The organism is Mesorhizobium sp. CNPSo 4688 (assembly GCF_057784295.1).
The window spans coordinates 1-12,097 of the sequence record NZ_JBWLUY010000008.1 but is presented as its reverse complement, the minus strand read 5'-3'; the positions used below and the strand labels follow the sequence as shown (position 1 = coordinate 12,097).

The 12,097-nt window shown below is 64.0% G+C and carries 13 protein-coding genes; 6 read left to right on the top strand and 7 right to left on the bottom strand.

The window, feature by feature from the left end; genetic code table 11:
* Window positions 1-2: 2 nt before the first annotated feature.
* Both AC04SH_RS16030 and cysG read right to left on the bottom strand, forming a co-directional pair.
* Window positions 3-296: a DUF2849 domain-containing protein gene (locus AC04SH_RS16030; RefSeq protein ID WP_112562730.1), complete on the bottom strand. Its 294-nt coding sequence runs from the start codon at window positions 294-296 to the stop codon at window positions 3-5.
* Complete coding sequence (cysG, locus tag AC04SH_RS16025; protein ID WP_488575750.1) at window positions 293-1,744, bottom strand: siroheme synthase CysG; 1,452 nt, start codon at window positions 1,742-1,744, stop codon at window positions 293-295. Before cysG ends, AC04SH_RS16030 begins: the two co-directional genes overlap by 4 nt.
* Between cysG and AC04SH_RS16020 the strand changes: the two genes are divergently transcribed.
* The 3 genes from AC04SH_RS16020 (at window position 1,743) to AC04SH_RS16010 (ending at window position 4,610) form a co-directional block, all read left to right on the top strand.
* Window positions 1,743-1,943: a hypothetical protein gene (locus AC04SH_RS16020; RefSeq protein WP_477407897.1), complete on the top strand. Its 201-nt coding sequence runs from the start codon at window positions 1,743-1,745 to the stop codon at window positions 1,941-1,943. The two genes, cysG and AC04SH_RS16020, sit on opposite strands and share 2 nt — an antisense overlap.
* Before the next feature lie 221 nt (window positions 1,944-2,164).
* A complete protein-coding gene (locus AC04SH_RS16015; RefSeq protein ID WP_477233293.1) occupies window positions 2,165-2,614 on the top strand; it encodes a baeRF12 domain-containing protein in 450 nt (149 codons plus the stop codon).
* Between the two features lie 205 nt (window positions 2,615-2,819).
* On the top strand, window positions 2,820-4,610 hold the full coding sequence (locus AC04SH_RS16010) for a cation:proton antiporter domain-containing protein (RefSeq protein WP_488575749.1): 1,791 nt from the start codon (window positions 2,820-2,822) through the stop codon (window positions 4,608-4,610).
* Window positions 4,611-4,632: 22 nt separating this feature from the next.
* Here the strand turns inward: AC04SH_RS16010 and AC04SH_RS16005 are convergent, their stop codons facing one another.
* Window positions 4,633-5,439 (bottom strand): AraC family transcriptional regulator, encoded by an 807-nt coding sequence (locus AC04SH_RS16005; RefSeq protein ID WP_488575748.1) that lies wholly within the window; start codon window positions 5,437-5,439, stop codon window positions 4,633-4,635.
* 99 nt (window positions 5,440-5,538) lie between these two features.
* Between AC04SH_RS16005 and AC04SH_RS16000 the strand changes: the two genes are divergently transcribed.
* Window positions 5,539-6,459: a zinc-binding dehydrogenase gene (locus AC04SH_RS16000; RefSeq protein WP_488575747.1), complete on the top strand. Its 921-nt coding sequence runs from the start codon at window positions 5,539-5,541 to the stop codon at window positions 6,457-6,459.
* A gap of 7 nt (window positions 6,460-6,466) precedes the next feature.
* On the opposite strand, the gene AC04SH_RS15995 is transcribed toward AC04SH_RS16000, so the two are convergent.
* The 4 genes from AC04SH_RS15995 to AC04SH_RS15980 all read right to left on the bottom strand — a co-directional run bounded on the left by AC04SH_RS15995 (window position 6,467) and on the right by AC04SH_RS15980 (window position 10,741).
* The gene (locus tag AC04SH_RS15995; RefSeq protein ID WP_488575746.1) at window positions 6,467-7,219 is read right to left on the bottom strand and encodes an SDR family NAD(P)-dependent oxidoreductase; all 753 of its coding nucleotides are present in this window, start codon (window positions 7,217-7,219) and stop codon (window positions 6,467-6,469) included.
* A gap of 70 nt (window positions 7,220-7,289) precedes the next feature.
* A complete protein-coding gene (locus AC04SH_RS15990) occupies window positions 7,290-9,557 on the bottom strand; it encodes a transglycosylase domain-containing protein (RefSeq protein ID WP_488575745.1) in 2,268 nt (755 codons plus the stop codon).
* Between the two features lie 104 nt (window positions 9,558-9,661).
* On the bottom strand, window positions 9,662-10,027 hold the full coding sequence (locus tag AC04SH_RS15985) for a hypothetical protein (RefSeq protein ID WP_488575744.1): 366 nt from the start codon (window positions 10,025-10,027) through the stop codon (window positions 9,662-9,664).
* Window positions 10,028-10,162: 135 nt separating this feature from the next.
* Window positions 10,163-10,741 carry a sulfocyanin-like copper-binding protein gene (locus AC04SH_RS15980; RefSeq protein WP_488575743.1) on the bottom strand — a complete coding sequence of 193 codons (579 nt, stop codon included), beginning with the start codon at window positions 10,739-10,741 and terminating at the stop codon, window positions 10,163-10,165.
* 204 nt (window positions 10,742-10,945) lie between these two features.
* Between AC04SH_RS15980 and AC04SH_RS15975 the strand changes: the two genes are divergently transcribed.
* Together AC04SH_RS15975 and AC04SH_RS15970 are read left to right on the top strand one after the other, a co-directional pair.
* Window positions 10,946-11,272 (top strand): hypothetical protein, encoded by a 327-nt coding sequence (locus AC04SH_RS15975; RefSeq protein ID WP_488575742.1) that lies wholly within the window; start codon window positions 10,946-10,948, stop codon window positions 11,270-11,272.
* Between the two features lie 637 nt (window positions 11,273-11,909).
* On the top strand, window positions 11,910-12,097 hold a 188-nt coding region (locus AC04SH_RS15970; protein ID WP_488575741.1), incomplete at its 3' end, for a thermonuclease family protein.

Here is a 12,097-nt window from a genome sequence, read left to right as displayed (position 1 = left end):
TGTTACGCTGCCCGCGCAGCCTGCTTGCCCAGGTCTTCGCGGATGGTGGGGCCGGCGGCGCGGATCTTTTCGCGCAGCCGCACCGGCTCGACGACGCCATTGACGACCTCAGCGTCGATTAGATTGACGTCGACCACTTCATTGTCGGCATAGGCCTTTGCGCCGATCGCCTCGAGGCGATCCTCGGCCGCCTTGTCATGGGCGAGATCGGCGTGGTCCACCGTCTCGGCCCAGCCGCCATCGGCGTACCAGACGGCGATGCCGTCGGTGAGGCGGTTGGCGGTCAGTATCTTCATTGTTCGACCTCTGCGGCGGCCACGCTGGCGGCGCTCTCATGACTATGTGCCGCGAGCGGCTCGGAACGTTCAAAGTTGGCGCCGGCAACCGCGTCACCAATGATGGTCATCACCGGGCCGGTCAGATCGGCGCGCGCCTCCAGCGAGGGCAGGTCGGCCAGCGTGCCGTGGAAACGGCGGCGGTTCTGCAGGCTGGCATTCTCGACCACGGCGACCGCCGTATCCGGCGACAAGCCGGCCTCGATCAGCCTCCCCGCAACCTCGGCCGCGACCGAGCGACCCATATAGACGGCGACAGTGGCGCCGGAGATGGCGAGCTTGGCCCAATCCGGCAGCGAATTGCCTTTCAGATCATGGCCGGTGGTGAACACCATCGACGAAGACACGCCACGCAGCGTCAGCGGCAGTTCGAAATCGGCGGCGGCAGCAAAGGCAGCGGTGACGCCCGGGATGACGTCATAGACAATGCCGGCATCGCGCAGTGCTGCCATCTCCTCGCCGGCGCGGCCGAACACCAGCGGGTCGCCCGACTTCAGCCGCACGACGCGCTTGCCTTCACGGCCAAGCTCGACCAGCAACGCATTGATCTCGGCCTGGCTCTTGGTGTGGCAGCCCTTGCGTTTTCCCACAGGCAGCCGCTCGGCGTCGCGGCGGCCCATGGCGACGATCGCCTCCGGCACCAGCGCGTCATAGACGATGACGTCGGCTTCCATCAAAAGCCGATGCGCGCGCAGCGTCAAAAGATCCTCGGCGCCAGGCCCCGCGCCGACGAGGGCGATATGGCCCGCAGCCGGAGCCTTCGACAGCAATAGATCGACGGCGGCGTCGTGCGCCTGCGAAAGCTCGCCGGCTTCGACGGCACGGGCCGGCGCGCCCTGGAAAAAACTGCCCCAAAACTGGCGGCGGGCATTGCCTTTCGGCAGCAGCTTCTCGGCTGCACCGCGGAACGAGGCAGCAAGCGATGCCAGCGGCCCAAGCGACGGCGACAGCATGCGGTCGATGCGGCTGCGCAGCATCTGCGCCAGCACCGGGCCGGCGCCTTCGGTGCCGATGGCGATGGCGACGGGCGCGCGGTTGACCAGCGCCGGGGTAAAGAAATCGCAGAGCTCCGGCCGGTCGACAGCATTGACCGGAATGCCAAGCCGACGCGCATCTTCGGCGACGCGGCGATCGAGCGCCTCGTCGCCGCTGGCGGCAAACACCATGACCGTGCCTTCGAGATGTGCGGCATCGTAAGGCGCTGAGATGTGGGTGGCGCCGGTCGCGGCGATGAAGCTCAGCAGTTCGGCGTCGGCGATCTCAGCGATAATGCGCAGTATCGCGCTCGACTGATCGAGCAGCCGCGCCTTGGCCAAAGCCTCGGCGCCGCCGCCGACGATGGCCACGGCTTCGCCTTCGACCCGCAGGAAGACGGGGAAAGCGTTGAGCTTGGGATTGGCCTGAGGCATGACGAACAGATTCCGGAACAAGGTGGCAGTTTTACGCGCGGGCGTGAAAAAGCTGAAGGAACCCACTCGCGCATCCCCTGACGGGAGGCAATCGGTTTTCCGCAAGCCAGAAGGCCAAGAGAAAAATATTCCATATCCGCACATCGAGCGGATTCAAGCTGCTGCCGCAGGCCTTGTTCTGCGGCTCTTTTATCCCTGACCCGGGCGAGCCGCAAAATTGTTTTTTCTAAATTCTACCAATTTAGTAGATTAAAGCCGTCGGTGGTACAGCCCTTCGCTGAGGCCGTTGAGTTGCCGCAGACAGGGGCAGCTGCTGGCCCCCCGTCGAACAGTGGAACGTTCCCGCTCCGCCGTGCGTTCTGACCCTGCCGAAGCAGACAATCGTCGGCTGGATTTGAAACCTTCAAGCAGGAGCGCGCAATGAACAAGATCAACCTGAAACACGGCCTTTTGGTCATGGTGGCCGATGGCGAGAAAGCGCTGTTCCTCAAGAATGAGGGCGACAATCTCTATCCGAACCTGCAGCTCTTCCAGGAGATGAAACAGGATAATCCGGCGACGCGCGAGCAAGGCAGCGACAGCCCCGGCCGCTACAATAACGGCGTATCCGGCAACCGCAGCACCGGCGAGGATACCGACTGGCACCGGCAGGGCAAGGAACGCTTCGCCGAGGAGATCGCCGACCGTCTCTACAAGTTCGCCCACAACGGCATCTTCGACGACATCGTGCTGATTGCGCCGCCCCTGGTGCTCGGCACGATGCGCAAGAAATTGCACAAGGAAGTCACCGACAAGGTGCAGGCCGAGATACCAAAGACATTGACCAACCATGCCGTGATCGACATCGAGGCCATGCTGCAAGCGGCCTGACACCCAACCGGGTTCCCCTCCGACATCCGCTATCAGGCGCGCGCAGCGATTCTGCTGCGCGCGCCTTTGGTTTTTCAGCACCTCTGGCCAGCAATTTCCGGCTTGCGGGTTGCATCGCCGGCGCACCCTCCACCATATTGGAAAGGCGGCGGCTTCGGGCGGCGCACACCCGACATCACGGTTCTTGAAAGCCGCTCCATAGACAATGCCGCATGACACGCCCCTTATCGCCACCATCGTCGCCGGTCTGGGGCTGGCATTCATCTTCGGGGCACTTGCCAACCGCTTCCGCATCCCGCCGCTGGTTGGCTATCTCGTCGCCGGCGTGCTGGTCGGGCCGAACACGCCCGGCTTCGTCGCCGATGCCGGCCTTGCCAATGAGCTCGCCGAAATCGGCGTCATCCTGCTCATGTTCGGCGTCGGCCTGCATTTCTCGCTGAAGGATCTTCTCTCCGTCCGGGCCATCGCCGTGCCCGGCGCCATTGTCCAGATCGGCTTTGCCACCGCGCTCGGAGCCGGCCTTGCCTGGATGCTCGGCTGGTCGATGGGCGCCGGCCTGGTCTTCGGCCTGGCGCTTTCGGTGGCGTCCACCGTGGTGCTGCTGCGCGCGCTGCAGGAGCGGCGGCTGATCGAGACCGAGCGCGGCCGCATCGCCGTCGGCTGGCTGATCGTCGAGGATCTGGCCATGGTGCTGGCGCTGGTGCTGCTGCCGGCGCTTGCCGGCGTGCTCGGCGGCCAGCCGCAGATCGATGACCATGCGAGCCTGTTGTCGCTGCCTGCCAGCTACGGCATCTGGGGTGTCGTCGGCCTCACCCTGGCCAAGGTCGTTGCCTTCGTCGTCGTCATGCTGGTTGTCGGCCGCCGGGTCATTCCGTGGATCCTGCACGATGTCGCCCATACCGGCTCGCGCGAACTGTTCCGGCTGGCCGTGCTGGCGATCGCGCTCGGTGTCGCTTTCGGAGCGGCCAAGCTGTTCGGCGTCTCGCTGGCGCTGGGCGCTTTCTTCGCCGGCATGATCATGAGCGAATCCGAACTCAGCCACCGCGCTGCTGAGGAATCGCTGCCGTTGCGCGACGCCTTCTCGGTGCTGTTCTTCGTCTCGGTCGGCATGCTGTTCGACCCGTTCAGCCTGATGAGCAATGGCTGGCCGATCCTGGCGACGCTGGCCATCATCGTCATCGGCAAGTCGCTGGCCGCCTTCGTCATCGTCATCGCCTTCCGCTATCCGCTGGCGACCGCCTTGATGATCTCGGCCAGTCTTGCCCAGATCGGCGAATTCTCCTTCATCCTGGCCGAACTCGGCGTTGGGCTGAAGCTGCTGCCCGAACAGGGCCGCGACCTGATCCTTGCCGGCGCCATCCTGTCGATCCTCGTCAATCCGCTGATGTTCCTCGCCCTCGACTGGATGAAGCCTTGGTTGGACGCACGTAGTGCCAAGACGACGCCTCCGGAAGAGGCCAAGCCGATCGGGCCGGCGACGCAACCCGGACAAGTGGCCTCTGTGGCCACCGCAGCCAAAGAGGATGGCCCGCCGCCACGCACGACGCTCTCAGGCCACACCATCCTGATCGGCTACGGCCGTGTCGGCAGCCTGGTGGGTGCTGCGCTGAAACAGGCATCCCTGCCCTTCCTGGTGATCGAGGACGCCGACAAGACACTGGCGAGGCTTAGAGACGACGGCGTCGAAATCGTCTCCGGCAATGCGGCCAATGCGGGCGTGTTTGCCGCCGCCAATCCGCAGGGCGCCAAACGCTTGATCCTTGCCATCCCCAACGCCTTCGAGGCCGGGCAGATCGTGCTCAGGGCACGCGCCGCCAATCCCGGCATCAACGTCATTGCGCGCGCCCATTCCGACGCCGAGGTCGAGCATCTCACGGGGCTCGGCGCCGACACCGTCATCATGGGCGAACGCGAGATCGCCCGCGGGATTGTGGAAGAGGTGCTGGGGCAAAAGCCAATGCCACGACCCGAAGCCCTTGAACCCTCTCCGGCCTGAGGTTTGCCCATAGGCGTGTTAATTACGCCACGAAGGCAGAGCCGCCATTTTGCGCGACGCTCGCGAGGTACTTTGCCGGGGGCTTGCCAAGGGCCTTCTTGAACATGGTGATGAAGGCGGTGACGGAGCCATAGCCGAGATCGCCCGAAACCTGCTGCACGCTGGCGCCGGCGGCCAGCTCGCGGATGGCGACGATCAAATGCAATTGCTGGCGCCAGCGGCCGAAGCTCAGACCGGTCTCCTTCACCACGAGGCGGGCGAGGCTGCTCTCTGAGAGAGCGACGCGATTGGCCCACTCGGCAAGAGTGCTGCGGTCGGCCGGGTCTTGCGCCAACGCCTCGGCGATCCGCCGCAGGCGCGGCTCGGCGGAGATCGGCAGATGCAGCTGCTGAACCGGCATATCAGGCAGTTCGGCAAGCAGGACGCTTCCCAGGAAGGCGCACCTTGCATCGTCCGGCGCGCAGTCCGACAGTTCGATGATCAACTCGCGCAGCAGCGGCGAGATCGACAGCGTGCAGCACCGGTCCGGCAGATCGGCAGCGCCCGGCTCGATATAGACGAAGAAAATCCGCGCATTGGCGGTGGCGAGGTTGCTGTGCTCCATCCCGCCGGGAATCCACACCCCGCAATGCGGCGGCACCATCCACAGTCCGCTCGGGACGCGGCAGGTGACGCCACCTCCGAGCGCGAAAACGAGCTGGCCCTTGCGGTGCCAATGTGCGCCCGCTTCAGATTTGGTTTCGGTGACGTCGACGCGCACCGCAATTGCCGGCGCGACGACGTCATCGACATCGAAATTGATCCAGGGGTAGCGGAGAGGCTGCCTCATGATTGACGGCTTTTAGCGACTATTCGCCATGATAGCTAAATTATTTGACCGGACAAGTCAATAGGGTGCGGTCCGCAAACCAGCTGGAAGGTACGACCCATGCGCGCCCTCGTCATGTCTCCCGACAGCACCACCGGGCTCAAATTCGCCGAGGTCGATGAACCTCAGCCGCTCGCGAACGAGGCACTTGTCTCGGTCCACGCAACCTCGTTGAACCGTGGCGAGTTGCGCCTGCTGACCATACGTCCGGCGGGCTGGATACCCGGCCAGGACGTGGTTGGAATTGTCGCGCGGGCAGCAGCTGACGGCACCGGGCCTGCCGTTGGCGCCCGGGTTGTAGCTTTGGTCGACGAGGCCGGCTGGGCCGAACGGGTCGCAGTTCCAACCGACCGCCTCGCCGTCATCCCGGATGAGGTCAGCTTCGTCTCCGCCGCCACGCTTCCGGTCGCGGGCACGACGGCGCTGAGGGTCTTGCGCCATGGCGGTGACCTTGCCGGCCAGCAAGTCCTGATCACCGGCGCCAGCGGTGCGGTCGGCCGTTTCCAGATCCAGATCGCCCGCGCGCAAGGTGCCACCGTGACCGCGATTGCCGCCGCAAGGCATGCCGAGGATCTCCGCGGCCTTGGTGCCCAGCAGGTCGTCGACTCGATCGAGCTGTCCAGCGGGCCGTTCTCGCTGGTCACAGAGTCGGTCGGTGGCCAAAGCCTCGCCCACGCCATCGAACGCGTCGCGCCGGGCGGTACTATCGTCATGTTCGGTTCGAGCAGCGGCGAGCTGACGCCAATTGGCTTCAGGCAGTTCGTTCCCGGCCACGAGGGCGCGCGGCTTCAGACCTTCGCCTACTACACATCAGGTCCAGCCATTGGCGCCGATATCGCCTCGCTGCTTGACCTGGTTGCGGCTGCCCGGCTGGATACCCGCGTGTCCCTGGCCCTGCCGTGGACAGACATCGCCCAGGCCCTGGATGCACTGCGAGCGCGCAGCTTCAGCGGCAAGGCTGTTCTCACCATCGCCGAATGAGCAACGCTCAGACGTGCTGGCCGCCATTGATGTGGATTTCCGAGCCCGTCACATAGGACGCCTGCTGCGAGCACAGGAAGAAGATGATGTCGGCGACTTCCGCCGTGGTACCGAGGCGCCTGAGCGGGATCGTCTCGACGATCTTGTCGGTTCCCGGTGACAGGATCGCGGTGTCGATCTCGCCCGGCGCAATCGCGTTGACGCGAATGCCGTGCGGGCCGAAATCATGCGCCATCTCGCGCGTCAGCGAGCCAAGTGCCGCCTTCGAGGTCGCATAGGCGGTGCCGGCGAAGGGATGCACGCGCGTGCCGGCGATCGAGGTGACGTTGACGATCGAGCCCTTGGCCGCAGCCAGCTCCTTGAACAAGCCCCGCGCCAGTATGATCGGTGCGAAAAAATTGACCTGGAACACATCGCGCCAGACATGCATCGGCGTATCGATCGAGTTCATGCGGCTATTGCCGTCCTTGAGCTTCGGCGAGATGCCGGCATTGTTGACCAGCGCGTGCAGCTGACCGCCATGCGCTTCGAGTCGATGGCGTATCTCCGACACGGCGATGCCGACATCTTCCTGGTCGGCCAGATCGACCTTGATGTGATCTTCCGGGCCGGCCGGCCACGGGCAGTCCTCGGCAAAGGCCTGGCGCGAACAAGTGATGACCCGCCAGCCCTCGCGCGAAAAGCGCTTGACCGTCGCATGGCCGATGCCGCGGCTGGCGCCGGTGAGCACGATGGTTTTTCTGGTGTCGGTCTCGGCCATGTCGCTGTCTCCAGCCGGACATGTAGCGGAACGCGGTTGGCGTGGCGAGTGGCGAGTGGCGAGTTGACGCTCAGCCGCCGCCGAGAATGTCGAGGATCGACGTCTTCCGCTTCTTGGTCGGGCCGCCGACGCTGCCTGGCGGCACCGGGTGCTTGATCGAAGCTGTAGTGCCGCCGTCGCCGGGCATGTCGAAACCATCAGCATCGACGGTCTCGGCCGGACGGCGGACCGGCGCCTGTGCCGGGGCAGCAGCTGGCGCCGGGGCAGGCTCCGAACGGCCGACGGCCACGGCAGGCAACGGCGCCGCCTGGTTGTTGTCGACTGACGGGATATCGTCGGGGACGATGGTATCGGGCGGCGTCGACTTCCAGGTGCCGGGCAGCGGCCTGACCGGCACGCCTTCATGCGCGGCAACCATGAACTCGTGCCAGGCCTGTGCCGGCAGCGCGCCGCCGGTGACCTTCTTCATCGGGCTGCCGTCATCATTGCCGAACCACACGCCGGTGGTAAGGTTTGCGGTGTAGCCGACGAACCAGGCGTCGCGCGAGTTCTGGCTGGTTCCGGTCTTGCCGGCCGACGGCCAGGCGAAGGCCGCTTTCTTTGCCGTACCGATCTCGACCGTACCGGTCATCATCGAGTTCATCATGCCGACGATCTCTTGTTTGACGACGCGCGGCGCACCGCCACCACTGTCATCATAGAGCACCTTGCCTTCGGTCGTGGTGATGCGGCGGATGAAATGGATGTCTGGCTTGTAGCCGCCATTGGCGAACGGCACATAGGCCGATGTCAGCTCCAGCGGCGTCACTTCCGAAGTGCCGAGCGCGATCGAGGTGTTGGCCGTCAGTTCCGACTGGATGCCCATGCGGTGCGCCGCCTCGACCACCGCGTCGGGGCCGACTTCCATGGTCAGCTGTGCCGCGACCGAATTCAGCGATTTCGCCAAAGCGGTCGCCAGCGTCACCTTGCCGAAATACTTGCCGCCGTAATTGTCCGGCGTCCATTTGCCGATCTTGATCGGCGCGTCATTGCGCACGCTGTCGGGCGTGCGGCCGGCCTCGAGCGCGGCCATATAGACGAACGGCTTGAACGCCGAGCCCGGCTGGCGGCGCGCTTCGGAGGCGCGGTCGAACTGGCTGGTCGAATAGTCGTAGCCGCCGACCATGGCGCGCACCGCGCCGGAATTGTCGATCGACACCAGCGCACCCTGGCTGACATTGAGTTTCTTGCCGCTGTCGTCGATCAGCCGGCGGATCGACTGTTCGGCGAGCTTCTGCAGGTTGAGGTCGACCGTGGTGTCGACGACGATATCGCTGCGCACGTCACCGATCAGATCGGGCAGTTCTTCCATGATGGTGTCGGCGACATAGTTTTCCGAGCCGGTCCAGTAAGACGGCGCGCGCGTTGCCGGCGCGCTCATCGCCGAGGTCAGTTCCTTGGCGCTGATCTTGCCTTCGTCGCGCATGGCGGCGAGCACCAGCTGCGAGCGCTGTTCCGCCGCCTTCGGGTCGCGCGCCGGCGACAGCCGCGACGGCGCCTTCAACAGGCCGGCGAGAAGGGCCGCCTCCGAAAGCGTGACATCGCGCGCGCTCTTGCCGAAATAGCGGCGCGAGGCCGCCTCGACGCCATAGGCGCCAGAGCCGAAATAGACCCGATTGAGGTACATTTCGAGGATCTGGTCCTTGGTATGCTTATGCTCCAGCCACAGCGACAGCAGCACCTCCTGCACCTTGCGCTCCAGCGTGCGGTCGGGCTTCAGGAACAGGTTCTTGGCCAGCTGCTGGGTCAGCGTCGAGCCGCCTTGCGAGAAGTGCCCGCCGAGCACATTGGTCACCATGGCGCGCGACAGGCCGATCGGGTCGATGCCGAAATGCGAATAGAAGCGGCGGTCCTCGATCGCGATGACCGCTTCGGGGATGTAGGGCGACATTTCGTGCAGACCGACGGCTTCGCCGCCGCTCATGCCTCTGTTGGCGAGCAGTTGGCCGTCGACCGAGACGATTTTGATGTTGGGGGCACGGTCGGGGATCGACCAGGTGGTGGCCGCCGGCATCTTGGCGCCGTAATAAACGACAATGCCGGCCACCGCGATGCCGCCCCAGATGCAGAGCACGAAGCACCAGTAGAGCATCCGGGCCATAATGCCGAACAGGCCGCGCCGGGGTTTGCCGCGCCTGCCGCGCGACGACTTCGCCTTCGACGATTTGCGTTTGGCGGAGGCTTTGCGGTTGCTCGGCACGACGCGATCCTCCTCGCTCACCGAAAGACCCGGCCGGGATCGCGCCTGCGGCGGTCCCTCGAAACTGGGCTCGATGCGGCTGTCTCTGCGGTTCACCATGCCTGCGCTTGCTGTCCCCGGTGCCTATGGCGCTCCGGTTGCAGAGTAGATGCGGCGATTTAAGGGCGGGTTAAAACAGGGCTCGTGCAGGCCGTTGAAATTCCTTACGAAATTCTTAATCCGTTACCGCGCGTTACCGCTGCCGTTACCGCTCTGTTCACTGCCCTTGACGCGCGCGTCAGCAAAGCGGTCGGCGGCCTGATGTCGATGATCTCGACCTCATCGCCGTCAAGCGCGAGGCCGGCACGCAGACCGAGGGCCTGTTCGCCCGGGACGGCAAATATGTCGGCAAGGCCGTTATCGCCACCGGGCGCGCAATCAAGGAACGGCTTTGGCACCGGATAGAGCGCGATCGCACCGCTCAGCCGGCCGGCATCCCGACCGCGGTGGCCGATGGCGACATCGAATGGGTGAAGCCCGGCATCATCGCTAGGGTCCGTCACCTGCGAGGTGAGGCGAAACTGCGTCATGCTCGGTGCAGGACATCAGGGAGGAATAGATTTCTTGATCAGTCGCGTTGCCATTGCTTATGCCGCAGCGCCACCGCTTCATTGAACGCGCGCGTTCTAACCTACGCCATGGCGCGCAGGCTTGCTCGCGCAGGCCTATGGGCGTCCTGGGGGCTGCTCTTGCGGAAACTTGTCTTCATGGACGATTGCCACGGCCCGCTCAAGGTTGCCTCTCACCTCGAAACCGATCCAGTGGCCACCCATCAGGTGCGTTTGTCTCGGGCAGGCGAGGAAATAGCTCCCGGCCTGCTGCGCAACAAAGTTGAGTTGTCTCCGCTCATTAATTTTGATCCCCTCCAGCGGAGTGGTGTACGCTCCCCAGATCGCGTCCGAAGCCTTCAACTTCACTGGCATCTCTGACTGAGCATAGACCCTGGTCAACATCAGGCCGTGCCAGAAATTCGAGGAGCCGTTGATGAATTCGATCTGTACCGACCATTGCTCTGGCACGATGATCGAGAGATTGCCGCCCCAGTAGCCGTTGAAGTCGATAATGTCGGTCCGGATGTTGTCCCTGCGGTACCGCTCGATTTGGTTCCAATCGGCAACAATCTCTATGGCCACCGCCTTGGCCGCGGGATCGTTTTTGATCCAGCTCGGGACGAAAGGCTCCCCAGCCAGTGCAAATCCAGGCAACAATCCCAAGGCGAAGGCAAGGTGGGCAAAGCGCGCCATCGCAAGGCTCCTCCCAAGCGGGGTGCCCGAGTGTAATCGACCGCAATCGAGGTCGACTGGGCCTACCCTTTGAAGAAAAGAATACTATCACAATAACCACACCAGCAAACCCACCGGAAGCGCGGGAGCGCCTGCATATTAGCGATCGGGAACATACGGCTCCCGCGGGCGTTTATCGGGTGATCGGCCCTCTGGGAGGTTGCTATGCGAAAACTGTTACTTGCTTCGGTGATTGCCATCGCCTCCGCCGCAGCCACGGTCGTGCCTGCGGATGCACATGGCATCGGCTTTTTTGGTCCATTCGGCGGCTTCGGCCCGTTCGGCGGTGGCCCCTTCTACGGCGGCGGCCCGTTTTACGACTATGGCGGCCGCTATTACGGCCCCCGCTATCGCGATTATTATCCCGGCTACGTGGCCCGCTACCCGCATCGCTACTATTACCGGCATCATCGTCATTGCCACGTGAAGTGGGTGAGGCACTGGCACCATCACCACCGGGTGCTGGAACGCGTTCGGGTTTGCCGGTACTGACAAGCCGGACATTGGCTGCGGTTGCGCGGTAGGCGTGGAAGGTGCTGCGGCCGTTCATAGGAACACCTTCCAAGCGACAAAGGCGGTGAAGGCGACGCCGACGACGAAGCCGTCGGCCGCCCACAAGCCCCCATCTGGCGCCGAGCCTGATCTATCCGATCACCATCCGTGAAGAGCTGTCCCTACGACTCCGGATAATTTCATCCCGCTCTAGGGGTGTGACTCGGACGCTCCGGACCCGCGTCCGGGCAGGATCTTGAATGACCGCAACACGGACAGAGCTGCTGCCGTTGCGCAAAATCGTTTTTCCGTTAACGTAGGGAGGCATCATCTGACATAAATAGATATTTCAACGCGTCGCTGGTTGCGCTGCCACGTGTTCTCTTTTGACCATACAGCCCGCCGGTCTGGCGCATTATACGCCGGCCGGAATGCTGGCGCCCCCCGCTAGCGCTCCTTTCCGGCCAAGGACAGGCCCGCTGCCGTAGGAGAGCAGCTGGCCGTTTTGCCAAAAAGCTAGGTCGGCCTTTTCTCTGGCCGGCTCAACGGTTCCCCGCTATTGGCCGGCCAGCTTCATAGGGGTATGGTGTGATCGCGGAAAGGGAAATTTCGAAACGGTCCATCGGCCATGTGCAGGTTGACCCTCGCTCTCGCCTTCGTGCTGACCTGTGGCCCCGTGTCCGCAGTAGAGCATTGGTTTGCTCATGACGGCGACACGCTGTGGCATGACAAGAAACGAGTTCAGTTACTCGGTATCGATGCCCCCGAACTTTCCCAGCCGTGTTTTGATGCCGCTGACAAGATCTGGCCCTGCGGCAGGTATGC

Coding starts and splice junctions, on each gene's coding strand:
- AC04SH_RS16030 (WP_112562730.1), bottom strand. CDS start 296: ATGAAGATACTGACCGCCAACCGCCTCACCGACGGCATCGCCGTCTGG.
- AC04SH_RS16020 (WP_477407897.1), top strand. CDS start 1,743: ATGACGAACAGATTCCGGAACAAGGTGGCAGTTTTACGCGCGGGCGTG.
- cysG (WP_488575750.1), bottom strand. CDS start 1,744: ATGCCTCAGGCCAATCCCAAGCTCAACGCTTTCCCCGTCTTCCTGCGG.
- AC04SH_RS16015 (WP_477233293.1), top strand. CDS start 2,165: ATGAACAAGATCAACCTGAAACACGGCCTTTTGGTCATGGTGGCCGAT.
- AC04SH_RS16010 (WP_488575749.1), top strand. CDS start 2,820: ATGCCGCATGACACGCCCCTTATCGCCACCATCGTCGCCGGTCTGGGG.
- AC04SH_RS16005 (WP_488575748.1), bottom strand. CDS start 5,439: ATGAGGCAGCCTCTCCGCTACCCCTGGATCAATTTCGATGTCGATGAC.
- AC04SH_RS16000 (WP_488575747.1), top strand. CDS start 5,539: ATGCGCGCCCTCGTCATGTCTCCCGACAGCACCACCGGGCTCAAATTC.
- AC04SH_RS15995 (WP_488575746.1), bottom strand. CDS start 7,219: ATGGCCGAGACCGACACCAGAAAAACCATCGTGCTCACCGGCGCCAGC.
- AC04SH_RS15990 (WP_488575745.1), bottom strand. CDS start 9,557: ATGGTGAACCGCAGAGACAGCCGCATCGAGCCCAGTTTCGAGGGACCG.
- AC04SH_RS15985 (WP_488575744.1), bottom strand. CDS start 10,027: ATGACGCAGTTTCGCCTCACCTCGCAGGTGACGGACCCTAGCGATGAT.
- AC04SH_RS15980 (WP_488575743.1), bottom strand. CDS start 10,741: ATGGCGCGCTTTGCCCACCTTGCCTTCGCCTTGGGATTGTTGCCTGGA.
- AC04SH_RS15975 (WP_488575742.1), top strand. CDS start 10,946: ATGCGAAAACTGTTACTTGCTTCGGTGATTGCCATCGCCTCCGCCGCA.